Origin of the sequence: Enterobacter oligotrophicus, from assembly GCF_009176645.1 — a bacterium.
Classification (GTDB): Bacteria; Pseudomonadota; Gammaproteobacteria; order Enterobacterales; family Enterobacteriaceae; genus Enterobacter; species Enterobacter oligotrophicus.
Genome location: NZ_AP019007.1, coordinates 2,282,444 through 2,298,840, shown reverse-complemented (window position 1 = coordinate 2,298,840; position 16,397 = coordinate 2,282,444). Strand labels below are relative to the sequence as shown.

At 54.4% G+C, this 16,397-nt stretch carries 15 protein-coding genes; 12 read left to right on the top strand and 3 right to left on the bottom strand.

Annotation, left to right across the window (positions count from 1 at the left end):
• The first annotated feature begins 29 nt into the window (after positions 1-29).
• From secB to cysE, 3 genes are all read left to right on the top strand, one after another.
• Positions 30-491 carry a protein-export chaperone SecB gene (secB, locus tag EoCCA6_RS11070; protein WP_152082693.1) on the top strand — a complete coding sequence of 154 codons (462 nt, stop codon included), beginning with the start codon at positions 30-32 and terminating at the stop codon, positions 489-491.
• On the top strand, positions 491-1,510 hold the full coding sequence (gene gpsA / locus EoCCA6_RS11065) for an NAD(P)H-dependent glycerol-3-phosphate dehydrogenase (protein WP_152082692.1): 1,020 nt from the start codon (positions 491-493) through the stop codon (positions 1,508-1,510). The genes secB and gpsA overlap by 1 nt, the downstream gene beginning before the upstream one ends.
• Positions 1,511-1,585: 75 nt before the next feature.
• Positions 1,586-2,407 carry a serine O-acetyltransferase gene (gene cysE / locus EoCCA6_RS11060; protein WP_010426365.1) on the top strand — a complete coding sequence of 274 codons (822 nt, stop codon included), beginning with the start codon at positions 1,586-1,588 and terminating at the stop codon, positions 2,405-2,407.
• A 56-nt stretch (positions 2,408-2,463) separates the two neighbouring features.
• On the opposite strand, the gene ppiC is transcribed toward cysE, so the two are convergent.
• Complete coding sequence (gene ppiC, locus EoCCA6_RS11055) at positions 2,464-2,745, bottom strand: peptidylprolyl isomerase PpiC (RefSeq protein ID WP_131635711.1); 282 nt, start codon at positions 2,743-2,745, stop codon at positions 2,464-2,466.
• Between the two features lie 85 nt (positions 2,746-2,830).
• Between ppiC and rep the strand changes: the two genes are divergently transcribed.
• On the top strand, positions 2,831-4,855 hold the full coding sequence (rep, locus tag EoCCA6_RS11050) for a DNA helicase Rep (RefSeq protein WP_152082691.1): 2,025 nt from the start codon (positions 2,831-2,833) through the stop codon (positions 4,853-4,855).
• A 49-nt stretch (positions 4,856-4,904) separates the two neighbouring features.
• Here rep and gppA read toward each other — a convergent pair whose 3' ends face one another.
• Together gppA and rhlB are read right to left on the bottom strand one after the other, a co-directional pair.
• Entirely contained in the window at positions 4,905-6,389 is a 1,485-nt protein-coding gene (gene gppA, locus EoCCA6_RS11045; protein WP_152082690.1) for a guanosine-5'-triphosphate,3'-diphosphate diphosphatase, read from the bottom strand.
• A gap of 6 nt (positions 6,390-6,395) precedes the next feature.
• Positions 6,396-7,661 carry an ATP-dependent RNA helicase RhlB gene (rhlB, locus tag EoCCA6_RS11040; protein WP_152082689.1) on the bottom strand — a complete coding sequence of 422 codons (1,266 nt, stop codon included), beginning with the start codon at positions 7,659-7,661 and terminating at the stop codon, positions 6,396-6,398.
• A 144-nt stretch (positions 7,662-7,805) separates the two neighbouring features.
• On the opposite strand from rhlB, the gene trxA reads away from it, so the two are divergent.
• From trxA to rffA, 8 genes are all read left to right on the top strand, one after another.
• A complete protein-coding gene (gene trxA / locus EoCCA6_RS11035; RefSeq protein ID WP_004386384.1) occupies positions 7,806-8,135 on the top strand; it encodes a thioredoxin TrxA in 330 nt (109 codons plus the stop codon).
• Between the two features lie 340 nt (positions 8,136-8,475).
• Positions 8,476-9,735 (top strand): transcription termination factor Rho, encoded by a 1,260-nt coding sequence (gene rho, locus EoCCA6_RS11030; RefSeq protein ID WP_001054528.1) that lies wholly within the window; start codon positions 8,476-8,478, stop codon positions 9,733-9,735.
• A gap of 242 nt (positions 9,736-9,977) precedes the next feature.
• Complete coding sequence (gene wecA, locus EoCCA6_RS11025) at positions 9,978-11,081, top strand: UDP-N-acetylglucosamine--undecaprenyl-phosphate N-acetylglucosaminephosphotransferase (protein ID WP_101738482.1); 1,104 nt, start codon at positions 9,978-9,980, stop codon at positions 11,079-11,081.
• Positions 11,082-11,094: 13 nt separating this feature from the next.
• A complete protein-coding gene (gene wzzE, locus EoCCA6_RS11020) occupies positions 11,095-12,141 on the top strand; it encodes an ECA polysaccharide chain length modulation protein (protein ID WP_152082688.1) in 1,047 nt (348 codons plus the stop codon).
• Positions 12,142-12,197: 56 nt separating this feature from the next.
• The gene (wecB, locus tag EoCCA6_RS11015) at positions 12,198-13,328 is read left to right on the top strand and encodes a non-hydrolyzing UDP-N-acetylglucosamine 2-epimerase (protein ID WP_152082687.1); all 1,131 of its coding nucleotides are present in this window, start codon (positions 12,198-12,200) and stop codon (positions 13,326-13,328) included.
• The gene (gene wecC / locus EoCCA6_RS11010; RefSeq protein ID WP_152082686.1) at positions 13,325-14,587 is read left to right on the top strand and encodes a UDP-N-acetyl-D-mannosamine dehydrogenase; all 1,263 of its coding nucleotides are present in this window, start codon (positions 13,325-13,327) and stop codon (positions 14,585-14,587) included. Before wecB ends, wecC begins: the two co-directional genes overlap by 4 nt.
• Positions 14,584-15,261: a dTDP-4-amino-4,6-dideoxy-D-galactose acyltransferase gene (gene rffC / locus EoCCA6_RS11005; RefSeq protein WP_152082685.1), complete on the top strand. Its 678-nt coding sequence runs from the start codon at positions 14,584-14,586 to the stop codon at positions 15,259-15,261. The genes wecC and rffC overlap by 4 nt, the downstream gene beginning before the upstream one ends.
• A gap of 4 nt (positions 15,262-15,265) precedes the next feature.
• Positions 15,266-16,396, top strand: coding sequence for a dTDP-4-amino-4,6-dideoxygalactose transaminase (rffA, locus tag EoCCA6_RS11000; RefSeq protein ID WP_152082684.1), 1,131 nt, complete (start codon positions 15,266-15,268; stop codon positions 16,394-16,396).
• Position 16,397 lies beyond the last annotated feature (1 nt).

The following is a 16,397-nucleotide window of genomic DNA, read 5'->3' as shown; positions in this document are numbered from 1 at the left end:
ACTTTAGGACAATTAAAAAGGGTTTTTCCATGTCAGAACAAAACAACACCGAAATGACTTTCCAGATCCAGCGCATCTACACCAAGGATGTCTCTTTCGAAGCGCCAAATGCACCACACGTTTTCCAGAAAGATTGGCAGCCAGAGGTTAAACTTGATCTGGATACCGCATCCACCCAACTGGCGGATGACGTGTATGAAGTCGTACTGCGTGTAACGGTGACCGCTTCTCTGGGCGAAGAAACTGCATTCCTGTGCGAAGTGCAGCAGGGTGGCATCTTCTCCATCGGCGGCATTGAAGGCAACCAGATGGCGCATTGCCTGGGTGCATACTGCCCGAACATCCTGTTCCCGTATGCGCGTGAATGCATCACCAGCCTGGTTTCTCGCGGTACATTCCCGCAACTGAACCTTGCGCCAGTTAACTTCGATGCGCTGTTCATGAACTATCTGCAGCAGCAGGCTGGCGAAGGTGCCGAACAGGATGCCTGATGAGCACTGTTAATGCGTCAATGACTGTGATCGGTGCCGGCTCTTACGGCACCGCTCTTGCCATCACGCTGGCAAGAAATGGTCACGAGGTGGTCCTCTGGGGCCACGATCCAAAACATATCGCGACGTTGCAACATGACCGCTGCAACGTGGCGTTTCTCCCGGACGTTCCGTTCCCTGATTCCCTGCATCTGGAAAGCGATCTGGCAACCGCGCTGGCGGCCAGCCGCAATATTCTGATTGTGGTGCCAAGCCATGTCTTTGGCGAAGTCCTGCGTCAGATTAAGCCGCTGATGCGCCCGGATGCGCGCATTGTATGGGCGACAAAAGGGCTGGAAGCGGAAACCGGACGCCTGCTGCAGGACGTTGCCCGCGAAGCGCTGGGTGATGATATCCCGCTGGCGGTGATTTCCGGACCAACGTTCGCCAAAGAGCTGGCTGCTGGCCTGCCGACGGCGATCTCGCTTGCCTCAACCGATCAGGCATTCTCTGACGATCTCCAGCATCTGCTGCACTGTGGCAAGAGTTTCCGCGTTTACAGCAACCCTGATTTCATCGGTGTACAGCTGGGCGGTGCGGTGAAGAATGTGATTGCCATTGGTGCCGGGATGTCTGACGGCATTGGTTTTGGCGCAAATGCACGTACCGCGCTGATCACCCGTGGTCTCACTGAAATGTCTCGTCTCGGCGAAGCGCTGGGAGCCGATCCGGCTACCTTTATGGGAATGGCGGGTTTAGGCGATCTGGTGCTGACCTGTACCGACAACCAGTCCCGTAACCGTCGCTTTGGCATGATGCTCGGTCAGGGCAGCGATGTGAAAGGCGCGCAGGAGAAGATTGGTCAGGTGGTTGAAGGCTACCGCAATACCAAAGAAGTCCGCGAACTGGCACACCGCTTCGGTGTCGAAATGCCAATAACCGAGGAAATTTATCAGGTATTGTATTGCGGAAAAAATGCGCGCGAGGCAGCATTGACCTTATTAGGTCGTGCGCGCAAGGACGAGCGCAGCAGCAACTAGCCGGGAACTATCGTCACCTGAATGACCCAGCCAGCGCAGAACTGGCTGGTCATTAACTATCGTCTGGAGTAAGCAATGCCGTGTGAAGAACTGGATATCGTCTGGAACAATATTAAAGCCGAAGCGCGAGCTTTGGCAGACTGTGAGCCTATGCTGGCCAGTTTCTACCACGCGACGCTACTCAAGCACGAAGATCTCGGCAGCGCCCTGAGCTACATGCTCGCCAACAAACTGGCTTCCTCAATCATGCCTGCTATCGCCATTCGCGAAGTGGTGGAAGAGGCTTATGCCGCTGATCCGGAGATGATCGCCTCGGCCGCCTGCGATATTCAGGCTGTGCGCACGCGTGACCCGGCAGTCGATAAATATTCTACGCCGCTACTGTATCTGAAGGGCTTCCACGCGCTTCAGGCTTACCGCATCGGCCACTGGCTATGGAACGAAGGCCGCCGCGCGCTGGCTATCTTCCTGCAAAACCAGGTTTCTGTCACTTTCCAGGTCGACATTCACCCGGCGGCAAAAATTGGCCGCGGGATCATGCTCGACCACGCCACTGGCATTGTCGTCGGTGAAACGGCAGTGATTGAAGATGACGTCTCTATTCTGCAATCGGTCACGCTGGGCGGTACGGGTAAAACCAGCGGCGATCGCCATCCGAAAATTCGTGAAGGGGTGATGATTGGCGCGGGTGCCAAAATCCTCGGTAATATCGAAGTCGGACGCGGGGCGAAAATTGGTGCGGGCTCGGTTGTGCTACAGCCTGTGCCGCCGCACACAACTGCAGCGGGCGTACCGGCGCGCATTGTCGGTAAGCCAGACAGCGATAAACCCTCAATGGATATGGATCAGCACTTCAACGGAATTCACCATACGTTTGAGTATGGCGACGGTATTTAACCCGCCAGCGCCATCTGACAAAAAAGCCCGGTGCATTGACTCACCGGGCTTTTTTATTACTTGCGGTATAACACTTTGATAATGTGGTAACCGAACTGTGTGTGCAGCGGGCCAGTCGGTTCCAGCACCGGGCAGGAAAACACGACTTTATCAAACGCCGGAACCATCTGGCCCTGACGGAACTCGCCTAAATCACCGCCGCGTTTGCCAGACGGGCAAATGGAGTGCTTCTTCGCCAGCTTGCCGAAGTCGGCACCATTTTTAATCTGTTCCAGAAGATCCTGTGCCAGTTTCTCTTCTTTAACAAGGATATGCAGTGCTGCTGCTGTTTTAGCCATGATCGTGCCTTGAGTGGTATGGATTAGGCTCGCTATACTACCACGCTGTTATTTCTCCCTCCTGACTTTCATTGAGTGATCATTTATGCGTTTAAACCCCGGACAACAACAAGCCGTCGAATTTGTCACCGGACCTTGCCTGGTGCTGGCGGGGGCTGGCTCCGGTAAAACCCGCGTGATCACCAATAAAATCGCCCATTTAATCCGTGGCTGCGGGTATCAGGCGCGCCACATTGCGGCCGTGACCTTTACTAACAAAGCGGCGCGCGAGATGAAAGAGCGTGTCGGCCAGACGCTGGGGCGCAAAGAGGCGCGCGGGCTGATGATCTCCACGTTTCACACGCTGGGGCTGGATATCATCAAGCGTGAATACGCGGCGCTGGGGATGAAATCCAACTTCTCGCTTTTCGATGACACCGACCAGGTGGCACTGCTTAAAGAGCTGACGGAAGGGCTGATTGAGGATGACAAAGTTCTGCTGCAACAGCTGATCTCGACGATCTCCAACTGGAAAAACGATCTGATGACGCCAGCTCAGGCGGCGGCGAGTGCCAAAGGTGAACGGGATCGGATTTTCGCCCACTGCTATGGTCTGTACGACGCACATATGAAAGCGTGCAATGTGCTGGATTTCGACGATCTGATCCTGCTGCCGACGCTGTTGCTTCAGCGTAACGAGGAGGTGCGCGAACGCTGGCAGAACAAAATCCGCTACCTGCTGGTGGATGAATACCAGGACACCAACACCAGCCAGTATGAACTGGTGAAGCTGCTGGTAGGACAGCGCGCCCGCTTTACCGTTGTGGGTGATGATGACCAGTCAATTTACTCCTGGCGAGGTGCGCGTCCACAAAACCTGGTGTTGCTGAGCAAAGATTTCCCGGCGCTGCAGGTGATTAAACTGGAGCAAAACTACCGCTCCTCTGGGCGCATCCTGAAGGCGGCGAATATCCTGATTGCCAATAACCCGCACGTGTTCGAAAAACGTCTCTTTTCCGAACTGGGTTACGGCACCGAACTGAAAGTGCTGAGCGCCAACAATGAAGAGCATGAGGCGGAGCGCGTGACGGGCGAACTGATTGCCCACCACTTCGTCAATAAAACCGAATATAAGGATTATGCGATCCTTTACCGCGGCAATCACCAGTCGCGCGTTTTTGAAAAAATGCTGATGCAGAACCGCATCCCTTACAAAATTTCAGGCGGCACCTCGTTCTTCTCGCGCCCTGAAATTAAAGATCTGCTGGCTTATCTGCGCGTGCTGACTAACCCGGATGACGACAGCGCGTTTCTGCGTATTGTGAACACGCCGAAACGTGAGATTGGCCCGGCGACGCTGCAAAAGCTGGGCGAGTGGGCGATGACGCGTAACAAAAGCCTGTTCACCGCCAGCTTTGATATGGGGCTGAGCCAGACGCTGACAGGACGTGGGTATGATAATTTAACCCGCTTTACCCACTGGCTGGGCGAAGTGCAGCGCCTGGCGGAACGCGAGCCTGTTGCTGCCGTGCGCGACCTTATTCACGGCATCGATTATGAATCCTGGCTCTATGAAACCTCCGCCAGCCCGAAAGCAGCCGAGATGCGGATGAAAAACGTCAACCAGCTCTTTAGCTGGATGACTGAAATGCTGGAAGGATCGGAGATTGACGAGCCGATGACCCTGACCCAGGTGGTTACCCGCTTTACGCTGCGCGACATGATGGAGCGCGGTGAGAGCGAGGAAGAGGCCGATCAGGTACAGTTGATGACCCTGCATGCGTCAAAAGGGCTGGAGTTTCCGTATGTCTATCTGGTCGGCATGGAAGAAGGTTTGTTACCGCACCAGAGCAGCATTGATGAAGATAACGTCGACGAAGAGCGTCGTCTGGCCTATGTGGGGATCACCCGCGCCCAGAAAGAGCTGGTCTTTACGCTGTGTAAAGAACGCAGGCAGTATGGTGAACTGGTTCGCCCGGAGCCGAGCCGTTTCCTGCTGGAACTGCCCCAGGACGATCTCATCTGGGAGCAGGAGCGCAAAGTGATTACGGCCGAAGAGCGTATGCACAAGGGCCAGGCGAACGTGGCGAATATTCGCGCCATGCTGGCAAAAGCCAAAGAGAAAGGATAATGATTTGTAAGCCGGGTAAGCGCAGCGCCACCCGGCAATGTACAGCGTACTACTTCACCTCAAGCACCCAGTGTACATAGCTCTGCCACTGGCACTCCTGTTCAATCATTTCCGCGCCAAGGGGATGATCTTCAAGCCAATTTTCCGGCAGCGTCAGCGTCAGTTTCTCATCGTCTGCCACCAGCGTAATGGCCGGAAGCAGATCGTCACGACGGCGGCTGGCAAACAAAATTGCCAGACGCAGCAAGCGGCACAGATGCTCGGCCACGCGTGGCGGTACGGCGTTCTGCTGGTGGAGTGAAGAGAGGTCAACCGCGTTGGTCTGGTTCAGCAGTAGCGTTGCCAGCAGCTTTTTCTGCGCCGGGGTGTAGCCCGGTAGATCGAGATTACGCACCAGATACGCTGCGTGAGCAGGTGCCTGTTTAAAATCGATACTCAGGCCCACTTCATGCAATGCACACGCACTGAGCAGTAAATCACGGCTTAACGGCTCAAGATCCCAGCAGTTCGCCACCTGATCGGCAAACAAAGAGGCCAGTTGCGCCACGCGATGTGCCTGATCGGTATCAACCATAAAACGGCGCTGAACGTTACGCAGCGTGCGGCTACGAATGTCCTGATCCACCGACAGATGTAACATCCCATAGACCAGACCTTCACGCAGCGCGCCGCCCGCCAGCGTCATACACTGGATATTCAGCTCGGTGAAAATAGCGATCAGAATGGCCAGTCCGCTGGGGAAGACCAGCGCACGTTCGAGCGTTAGCCCTTCAATTTCCAGCTCTTCCAGACGGCCGCACTGAATGGCGCGCTGTTTAAGCTGCTGGAGCTTGGCAAGCGTGATCCGCTCGTCCATCCCCTGCGCCATCATGATTTCCTGCAATGCCTGCACCGTACCGGAGGCACCCACGCACACTTTCCAGCCGTGATAGCGTAGTTCGTCCATGACCGGACGCAGCACCTCACGCGCGGCATTTTCAGCCTCGTCGAAGTTCTCTTGTGCGAGATTGCGATCGGTAAAGTAGCGCTCAAGCCAGGTTACACAGCCCATCGACAGGCTGAACAGTGAGGTCGCCTGCGCACCTGTGCCGGTGACCAGCTCGGTACTGGCTCCGCCAATATCTACCACCAGACGGCGATCGTCACCGCCGGTAGTATGCGCCACACCCTGATAAATCAGGCGCGCTTCTTCTTCGCCGCTGATGACCTGCACCGGACAGCCGAGTATTTCCTGCGCTTTGGCAATAAAATCCACGGCGTTCACCGCCAGACGAAGGGTTGCCGTGGCGACAACGCGGATTTGCGTATGTGGGATATCCTGCAGCCGTTCCGCAAAGAGACGCAGACACTGCCAGCCACGTTCCATGGCTTCGGGGGAGAGGTGATTATCGCTGCTCAGGCCCGCCGCGAGGCGGACCTTGCGCTTAATGCGCGTCAGCGTTTGTATGCTTCCCGCCACCTCGCGCACAACCAGCATATGAAAACTATTCGAACCGAGATCAATTGCCGCATAAAGCGAGGTGGAGCTGAGCATATTTTCTTAACCTGAACGACGACGATTACGCGGTGCACCGGAACGGCGCGGGCCATTGCCAGAGCGGGCGCGGGTAAGGCGCTTCGGCGGCGGCAGTTCGCTTAACAGCGCTTCCGGGTTGTATTTGCTTTGCGGAATAGAGTGACCGATGTAGGTCTCAATGGCCGGAAGATTCAGCGCATACTCTTCACACGCAAGGCTAATCGAGTGACCGCTTGCACCTGCGCGACCGGTACGACCAATGCGGTGGACGTAATCTTCGCAGTCATCCGGCAGGTCATAGTTAAAGACGTGCGTGACGGCAGGAATGTGCAGGCCACGAGCGGCTACGTCGGTTGCAACCAGAATATCCAGGTCGCCACGGGTGAATTCGTCGAGAATACGCAGGCGTTTTTTCTGCGCGACGTCGCCGGTCAGCAGGCCAACGCGGTGACCGTCTGCCGCCAGATGGCCCCAGATATCTTCACAGCGATGTTTGGTGTTCGCAAAGATAATGGCGCGATCTGGCCACTCTTCTTCAATCAGCGTTTGCAGCAGGCGCATCTTCTCTTCATTAGACGGATAGAAGAGCTCTTCTTTAATGCGGTGGCCCGTTTTCTGCTCTGGTTCCACTTCCACATACTCGGCGTTGTTCATCTGTTCAAACGCCAGTTCGCGCACGCGGTAAGAAAGGGTGGCGGAGAACAGCATGTTCAGGCGCTGATTTGCCGCAGGCATACGGCGGAACAGCCAGCGGATGTCTTTAATGAAGCCCAGATCGTACATGCGGTCAGCTTCATCCAACACCACAACCTGAATTGCGCCAAGGTTGATGTGATTCTGTTTTGCGTAGTCGATAAGACGGCCCGTGGTCCCAATCAGGATATCCACGCCGCTTTCCAGCACCTTAAGCTGCTTATCGTAACCGTCGCCGCCGTAAGCCAGGCCCAGTTTCAGGCCGGTTGCTTGCGCCAGAGGTTCAGCGTCTGCGTGGATCTGTACCGCCAGTTCTCGCGTCGGGGCCATAATTAGCGCGCGCGGCTGGTTAACTTTGCGGTCTGCAATCGCTGGGTGAGAAAGTAAATAATGAAACGTTGACGTTAAAAACGCCATCGTTTTGCCAGTACCGGTTTGCGCCTGCCCTGCAACATCGCGGCCAGCCAGCGTCAGCGGCAGGGCGAGAGCCTGAATGGGCGTGCAGTTATGAAACCCTTTAGTTTCAAGGGCTTCGATCACCTTTGGGTGCAGGGCGAAGTCGGAAAACTTCTGTTCTGTTAAATGTGTTTTGCTCATAGTGTGGTAGAATATCAGCTTACTATTGCTTTACGAAAGCGTATCCGGTGAAATAAAGTCAACCTTTAGTTGGTTAATGCGACATCAACACGTCGTTGATGAAGGCAAAATCAACGCACCAGGCTTATTCCTGTGGAGTTATATATGAGCGATAAAATTATTCACCTGACTGACGACAGTTTTGACACGGACGTACTTAAGGCTGACGGGCTGACCCTCGTCGATTTCTGGGCTGAATGGTGTGGTCCTTGCAAAATGATCGCCCCGATTCTGGATGAGATCGCTGACGAATATCAGGGCAAACTGACCGTTGCCAAGCTGAATATCGACCAGAACCCTGGCACCGCGCCAAAATACGGCATCCGTGGCATCCCGACCCTGCTGCTGTTCAAAAACGGCGAAGTGGCGGCGACCAAAGTGGGCGCACTGTCCAAAGGTCAACTGAAAGAGTTCCTCGACGCTAACCTGGCGTAAGGTTTCTCAGCTGCGCGTCCAGAGCGCCTAAATTGTGTGGATCTCTGGACGCCCGGCTTTAGTCGTGCTAAGTTAGCTATGACTTCGTTTTAAACATATCTTGTTGTTTGAATCTGTTTTACCCGATACTTCCCGTTGCTGACATAAACAATGCGTGAAGTTGCTAGATTCCGGGCTTGTCACTCAATCCGTCTTGTCGTTTCAGTTCTGCGTTTTTTCCCTGTAACCAGACAGCGAACAGACATGAGTTGATGGCCGCTAAACAGGCATGGATGACCCTGCCATACCATTCACAACATTAAGTTCGAGAATCACCCCGAGTTTAAGAACCCACACCATTATGAATCTTACCGAATTAAAGAATACGCCGGTTTCTGAGCTGATCACTCTCGGCGAAAATATGGGACTGGAAAACCAGGCCCGTATGCGCAAGCAGGACATCATTTTCGCCATCCTGAAGCAGCACGCTAAGAGTGGCGAAGATATCTTTGGCGACGGTGTGCTGGAGATATTGCAAGACGGATTTGGTTTCCTCCGCTCTGCAGACAGCTCCTACCTCGCCGGCCCTGACGACATCTACGTATCCCCTAGCCAAATCCGCCGTTTCAACCTCCGCACTGGTGACACCATTTCAGGTAAGATTCGTCCTCCTAAAGAGGGTGAACGCTACTTTGCGCTGTTGAAAGTTAACGAAGTTAACTACGATAAACCCGAAAACTCGCGCAATAAGATCCTGTTTGAGAACTTAACGCCGCTGCACGCGAACTCTCGCCTGCGCATGGAGCGTGGTAACGGTTCAACCGAAGACTTAACCGCTCGCGTTCTGGATCTGGCCTCGCCAATCGGTCGCGGTCAGCGTGGCCTGATTGTGGCACCGCCAAAAGCGGGTAAAACCATGCTGCTGCAGAATATCGCGCAGAGCATCGCCTACAACCACCCAGACTGTGTGCTGATGGTGCTGCTGATTGACGAACGTCCGGAAGAAGTGACCGAGATGCAGCGTCTGGTGAAAGGTGAAGTTGTGGCTTCCACCTTTGACGAACCAGCCTCCCGTCACGTTCAGGTTGCGGAAATGGTTATTGAGAAGGCGAAACGCCTGGTTGAGCACAAAAAAGACGTGATCATCCTGCTCGACTCCATCACCCGTCTGGCGCGCGCTTACAACACCGTTGTCCCGGCTTCCGGTAAAGTATTGACCGGTGGTGTGGATGCCAACGCCCTGCACCGTCCGAAGCGTTTCTTCGGTGCGGCACGTAACGTGGAAGAGGGCGGTAGCCTGACCATCATCGCAACGGCGCTTATCGACACCGGTTCGAAGATGGATGAGGTTATCTACGAAGAGTTTAAAGGTACAGGCAACATGGAACTGCACCTCTCTCGTAAAATTGCTGAAAAACGCGTCTTCCCGGCTATCGACTACAACCGTTCCGGTACGCGTAAGGAAGAGCTGCTCACCACTCAGGAAGAGCTGCAGAAAATGTGGATTTTGCGCAAAATCATTCACCCAATGGGCGAAATCGACGCAATGGAATTCCTCATCAATAAGCTGGCGATGACCAAAACAAACGACGATTTCTTCGACATGATGAAACGCTCGTAACGCAAATAATCCCAGTAAACGCCACGTTTTTACGTGGCGTTTTTCATTTATGGACTATACGCTATTACCACAGACTCCCATTTTTGAACTGTCGGTGCGACAATAGGACGGTTTGCACAGTCAAAGAAATAATTGATTGAAAAACATACAAAGGGAGTGGTAAGAGGCTGTCTTTAATCCTTCTGAGGCAGAGGCTTCATGGTTATACTTCCGGGACTAACATTTGTTGAGAGCAATCCATTGTGAATCTACTCACTGCAGTAACTGAGCTGATCAGTATTTTTTTATTCACAACCTGTTTTTTATTTATTGCGCGCAAGGTAGCAAAAAGAATTGGGTTAGTGGACAAACCGAATTTCCGTAAACGTCATCAGGGACTTATCCCGCTGGTGGGGGGGATCTCGGTTTACGCAGGCATCTGTTTCACATTCGGAATCGCGGATTACTATATTCCGCATGCCGCGCTCTATCTGGCATGTGCGGGCGTACTGGTGTTAGTCGGGGCGCTTGATGATCGATTTGATATCAGTGTGAAGTTCCGCGCCACTGTGCAGGCGGCGATCGGCGTCATCATGATGGTGGTTGGTGGCCTGTACCTGAGAAGCCTGGGTTATGTCTTTGGCCCGTGGGAGCTGGTACTGGGGCCCTTTGGTTTCTTCCTGACGCTGTTTGCCGTCTGGGCGGCAATTAACGCGTTCAACATGGTTGATGGTATCGACGGTCTGCTCGGCGGGTTGTCCTCTGTTTCGTTTGCCGCTATCGGCATCATTTTATGGTTTGATGGTCAATACAGCCTGTCAATGTGGTGCTTTGCCATGATTGCTGCCATCCTGCCTTATATCTGTCTCAACCTGGGTGTTCTCGGGCGTCGCTATAAAGTGTTTATGGGCGATGCGGGCAGTACCCTGATTGGCTTCACCGTTATCTGGATTTTGCTGGAAACCACCCAGGGTAAAACGCATCCAATTAGCCCCGTGACCGCACTGTGGATCATTGCCATTCCATTGATGGACATGGTGGCGATTATGTATCGCCGTCTGCGTAAAGGTATGAGCCCGTTCTCCCCCGATCGCCAGCACATTCATCACCTGATCATGCGCGCCGGTTTTACTTCCCGCCAGGCGTTTGTTCTGATCACTCTGGCTGCGGCGATCCTTGCCGGGATTGGTGTTGCAGCAGAATATGCTCATTTCATTCCTGAATGGGTAATGTTGGTATTATTCTTGCTAGCATTTTTCCTGTACGGTTACTGCATTAAGCGCGCATGGAAAGTTGCGCGGTTCATCAAACGTGTAAAACGCAGGATGCGTCGGAACAGTGGCAAAAACACAACATTAACTAAGTAAAACCGGGACTATGATGACTCAACCGTTGGCGGGAGCGAAATCAGTGGTAACTGAGAATGAACTGGATATTCGTGGTTTGTTTCGCGTGTTATGGAAGGGCAAGCTCTGGATTGCCGGGCTCGCATTAGGGTTCGCACTGCTTGCACTTGCCTACACGTTCTTTGCAAAACAAGAGTGGAGCGCCACGGCGATTACAGACAGACCAACGGTTAACATGCTGGGAGGATTTTATTCCCAGCAGCAGTTCCTGCGTAATCTGGATATCAAGGCGAACCTTGCCACGCCAGATCAGGCTTCCGTGATGGATGAGGCCTATAAAGAATTTGTGATGCAGCTTGCTTCCTGGGATACGCGTCGTGATTTCTGGTCGCAGACGGATTATTACAAGCAGCGTATGGTCGGTAATAGCAAAGTTGACGCCGCGCTGCTGGATGACATGATTAACAATATCCAGTTTATGCCGGGTGACGTGCTGCGTAATATCAACGACAGCGTGAAGCTGATCGCGGAAACTGCGCCGGATGCCAATAACCTGCTGCGTCAGTACGTTGCGTTTGCCAGCCAGCGTGCGGCGAGCCATCTCAACGATGAACTGAAAGGAGCCTGGGCTGCCCGTACTATTCAGATGAAGGCGCAGGTGAAACGTCAGGAAGAGGTGGCGAAGGCCATTTTCTCTCGTCGCGTCCATAATATTGAGCAGGCGTTGAAGATCGCAGAGCAGCGCAATATTTCCCGCAGCGAAACAGACGTTCCAGCCGATCAACTGCCTGACTCCGAAATGTTCCTCCTGGGCCGTCCAATGCTGCAGGCGCGTCTGGAAAATCTGCAGGCCGTTGGCCCTGATTTTGACCTCGATTACGACCAAAACCGCGCCATGCTCAATACGCTGAACGTGGGTCCAACGTTAGACCCGCGTTTTCAGACCTATCGTTATTTGAGAACACCTGAAGAACCTGTAAAACGCGATAGTCCGCGTCGCGCATTCCTGATGATTATGTGGGGGATTGTGGGTGCACTGACTGGCGCTGGCGTGGCGTTAATGCGTCGTCGCACAAATTAAGAACGCCGTCTACGATGAAGGCTGCGGCCTTCATCGCCTAATCGAAGAGAATCGATGTGAAAGTACTTACCGTATTTGGCACCAGGCCGGAGGCCATCAAGATGGCACCTCTGGTTCATGCGCTGGCCAGAGATCCTGATATTGAAGCGAAAGTATGTGTGACCGCCCAGCACCGGGAGATGCTCGATCAGGTTTTGACTCTCTTTTCTATTGTTCCGGATTACGACCTCAATATTATGAAGCCGGGACAAGGGTTGACGGAGATCACCTGCCGTATTCTGCAAGAGCTGAAGCCCATTCTGGAGTCATTTAAGCCTGATGTGGTGCTGGTGCATGGCGATACCACTACCACCGTGGCGACCAGCCTGGCTGCGTTCTATCAGCGTATTCCTGTTGGACATGTGGAAGCGGGGTTGCGCACCGGCAATCTCTATTCCCCGTGGCCGGAAGAGGCCAACCGCACGCTCACCGGGCATCTGGCGATGTATCATTTTGCGCCAACAGAAAACTCCCGCCAGAACCTGCTGCGTGAAAATATCGCGGATAACAAAATTTTTGTGACCGGAAATACGGTGATCGATGCGCTGATTTGGGTCCGCGATCGGGTACTGGCAAACGACGAGCTAAAGGCCGAACTTGCTGCGCGTTACCCGTTTTTGCATAACGGCAAAAAGACGATTCTGGTGACAGGCCACCGCCGCGAGAGTTTTGGTCGTGGCTTCGAGCAGATTTGCCATGCGCTGGCGGAAATTGCCGCGCAGAATGAAGATGTGCAGATTGTCTATCCGGTGCATCTCAACCCTAACGTCAGTGAGCCGGTGAATCGTATTCTGGGGCATGTTGAAAACGTCTTGCTGATTGAGCCGCAGGATTACATGCCGTTTGTCTGGCTGATGAACCACGCGTGGTTGATCCTGACCGATTCCGGCGGTATTCAGGAAGAAGCGCCGTCCCTCGGCAAGCCGGTGCTGGTGATGCGTGAAACGACGGAACGCCCGGAGGCGGTGAAAGCCGGTACGGTGCGTCTGGTCGGCACCGATACGCGTCTTATTGTCGAGGAAGTTACGCGCTTGCTGCACGATGAAGAAGAGTATCAGGCAATGAGCCGGGCCCATAACCCTTATGGTGATGGGCAGGCTTGTGGTCGTATTTTGCACGCACTTAAACACAATCGGGTATCGCTATGAGTTTTACTACCATCTCTGTCGTGGGTCTTGGCTATATCGGGCTGCCTACTGCGGCGGCCTTCGCCTCTCGTCAAAAGCAGGTTGTAGGCATAGACATCAACGCGCGGGCGGTGGAAACCATCAACCGTGGCGAAATTCATATTGTGGAGCCGGATCTCGACCGCGTGGTTAAAGCGGCTGTGGACGGTGGATACCTGCGAGCCAGCACCACGCCGGTAGAGGCTGACGCTTACCTGATTGCCGTCCCGACGCCATTCAAAGGCGACCATGAACCCGATATGGCGTATGTTGAGGCGGCAGCAAAATCCATTGCGCCGGTGCTGAAGAAAGGGGCGCTGGTCATCCTTGAATCCACTTCGCCTGTCGGCGCGACTGAACAGATGGCCCAGTGGCTGGCCGAAGCGCGTCCTGATCTCAGCTTCCCGCAGCAGGCGGGTGAACAGGCTGATATTAATATCGCCTACTGCCCTGAGCGTGTGCTGCCGGGCCAGGTGATGGTCGAACTGATTAAAAACGACCGCGTGATTGGCGGTATGACACCTGTCTGCTCCGCGCGCGCCAGCGAGCTGTATAAGATTTTCCTGGAAGGCGAATGCGTGGTCACCAACTCCCGCACCGCTGAAATGTGCAAGCTGACGGAAAACAGCTTCCGCGACGTCAACATTGCTTTCGCGAATGAACTGTCGCTGATTTGTGCCGATCAGGGGATTAACGTCTGGGAGTTGATTCGTCTCGCGAATCGTCACCCGCGTGTGAACATTCTCCAGCCAGGTCCGGGTGTGGGCGGCCACTGTATCGCCGTCGACCCGTGGTTTATTGTGGCGCAAAATCCAAATCAGGCTCGCCTGATCCGCACCGCGCGCGAAGTGAACGACAGCAAGCCGCATTGGGTGCTTAATCAGGTCAAAGCCACGGTAGCGGATTGCCTGGCTGACACCGGAAAACGCGCCAGTGAGTTGAAAATTGCCTGCTTTGGCCTGGCATTCAAACCGAACATTGACGATCTGCGCGAAAGCCCGGCGATGGAAATTGCTGAGATGATTGCGGAATGGCACAAGGGCGAAACGCTGGTGGTTGAGCCAAACATCCATGAGCTGCCCGCGAAACTGGCGGGACACTGCACGCTGACCGCGCTGGATGATGCGCTGACAACGGCGGATGTGCTGGTGCTGCTGGTGGACCACAACGAGTTCAAAGCTATACCGGCCGATACTGTAAAACAGCAGTATGTCGTGGATACCAAAGGCGTATGGCGTTGAGTTCACTCAATGGCGTGCTTGAGTCCCTTCAGTGGGAAAGCACTTTCTTTGCGCTTCCCTCAGCGATTGTGCGTGTGAGTGAGGATGCACCTGTACTCTCTGAGGCGGATTTCGCTGCCTGGCCGCGTGTGCAGGCCAAAATTCCGGCGCACCGTGCCGATCTGCTGGATGTGCTTCAACAGCATGGCTTCCGGCTGGTCGAAGGTGAGGTTGACCTTTCCATTACGCTTACCCGGCATGATGCACCCGGCGCGGAAATTGCAACGGAGCAGGATATCCCCGTGCTGCGCCAGATGGCGGCGCAGGCGTTTGCCCGGAGCCGCTTTCGCGCGCCCTGGTATGCGCCTGACGACAGCGGGCGTTTCTATGCTCAGTGGGTAGAGAATGCGGTAAAGGGCACATTTGACCACGTTTGTCTGATTTTTCGCGCAGCGGATGGTCAGATTCAGGGCTTTGTTTCGCTGCGTAAGCTGAATGAGCGCGAGGCGCGCATCGGCTTACTCGCCGGGCGCGGCATGGGCGAGACGCTCATGCAGGCTGCGTTACACTGGGCTCAGCAGCAAAAGGTATCGACGCTGCGGGTGGCGACCCAGATGGGCAACACTGCCGCGCTTAAACGTTATATTGCGAGTGGTGCCAACATCGACGCCACGGCTTACTGGTTATACAGGTGACAAGATGATTCCATTTAATGCGCCTCCCGTGGTGGGAACTGAACTCGATTATATGCAGTCTGCTATGGGCAGCGGTAAACTCTGCGGCGATGGCGGTTTTACCCGTCGTTGCCAGCAGTGGATGGAACAGCGTTTTCACAGCGCCAAAGTGCTGCTGACGCCGTCCTGTACGGCATCCCTGGAGATGGCCGCGCTGCTGCTGGACATCCAGCCTGGCGATGAAGTGATCATGCCGAGCTATACCTTCGTTTCGACGGCGAACGCGTTTGTCCTGCGAGGGGCGAAAATCGTCTTTGTGGATATCCGCCCGGATACCATGAACATCGACGAAACGTTGATTGAAGCGGCAATCACCGAAAAAACCCGCGTTATTGTTCCGGTTCATTACGCGGGTGTGGCCTGTGAAATGGACACCATCATGGCGATCGCCAAAAAGCACAACCTGTTCGTGGTGGAAGACGCCGCGCAGGGTGTGATGTCCACCTACAAAGGGCGCGCGCTGGGGTCCATTGGTCATATTGGCTGCTTTAGCTTCCACGAAACCAAAAACTACACTGCGGGCGGTGAGGGGGGCGCGACGCTGATTAACGATCGCGCGCTGGTGGAGCGTGCCGAAGTGATCCGTGAAAAAGGGACTAACCGCAGCCAGTTCTTCCGTGGGCAGGTCGATAAGTACACCTGGCGCGATATCGGCTCAAGCTACCTGATGGCGGACTTGCAGGCCGCATATCTCTGGGCGCAGCTGGAAGCGGCAGAGCGCATCAATCTGCAACGCCTCTCCCTGTGGCAAACCTACTACGACGCGCTGGAGCCGCTGGCGAAAGCCGGGCGCATTGAACTGCCGACCATTCCGGCAGATTGTGTTCACAATGCCCATATGTTCTACATCAAGCTGCGCGATAACGACGATCGCAGCAAGCTGATTGCCTGGCTGAAAGAAGCTGAGATTTTGGCTGTCTTCCACTATATCCCGCTACATTCCAGCCCGGCTGGAGAAGCGTTCGGCATGTTTGCTGGTGAAGACCGCTACACCACCAAAGAGAGTGAGCGTTTGCTCCGTCTGCCTCTGTTCTACAACCTCGCGCCAGTTAATCAGCGTACGGTGATCAATACGCTTCTGAGTTATTTCGGCTGAT

Excerpts from the sequence above, each read along its gene's own strand:
- secB (WP_152082693.1), top strand. The coding sequence starts at position 30 with ATGTCAGAACAAAACAACACCGAAATGACTTTCCAGATCCAGCGCATC.
- gpsA (WP_152082692.1), top strand. The coding sequence starts at position 491 with ATGAGCACTGTTAATGCGTCAATGACTGTGATCGGTGCCGGCTCTTAC.
- cysE (WP_010426365.1), top strand. The coding sequence starts at position 1,586 with ATGCCGTGTGAAGAACTGGATATCGTCTGGAACAATATTAAAGCCGAA.
- ppiC (WP_131635711.1), bottom strand. The coding sequence starts at position 2,745 with ATGGCTAAAACAGCAGCAGCACTGCATATCCTTGTTAAAGAAGAGAAA.
- rep (WP_152082691.1), top strand. The coding sequence starts at position 2,831 with ATGCGTTTAAACCCCGGACAACAACAAGCCGTCGAATTTGTCACCGGA.
- gppA (WP_152082690.1), bottom strand. The coding sequence starts at position 6,389 with ATGCTCAGCTCCACCTCGCTTTATGCGGCAATTGATCTCGGTTCGAAT.
- rhlB (WP_152082689.1), bottom strand. The coding sequence starts at position 7,661 with ATGAGCAAAACACATTTAACAGAACAGAAGTTTTCCGACTTCGCCCTG.
- trxA (WP_004386384.1), top strand. The coding sequence starts at position 7,806 with ATGAGCGATAAAATTATTCACCTGACTGACGACAGTTTTGACACGGAC.
- rho (WP_001054528.1), top strand. The coding sequence starts at position 8,476 with ATGAATCTTACCGAATTAAAGAATACGCCGGTTTCTGAGCTGATCACT.
- wzzE (WP_152082688.1), top strand. The coding sequence starts at position 11,095 with ATGACTCAACCGTTGGCGGGAGCGAAATCAGTGGTAACTGAGAATGAA.
- wecC (WP_152082686.1), top strand. The coding sequence starts at position 13,325 with ATGAGTTTTACTACCATCTCTGTCGTGGGTCTTGGCTATATCGGGCTG.
- rffA (WP_152082684.1), top strand. The coding sequence starts at position 15,266 with ATGATTCCATTTAATGCGCCTCCCGTGGTGGGAACTGAACTCGATTAT.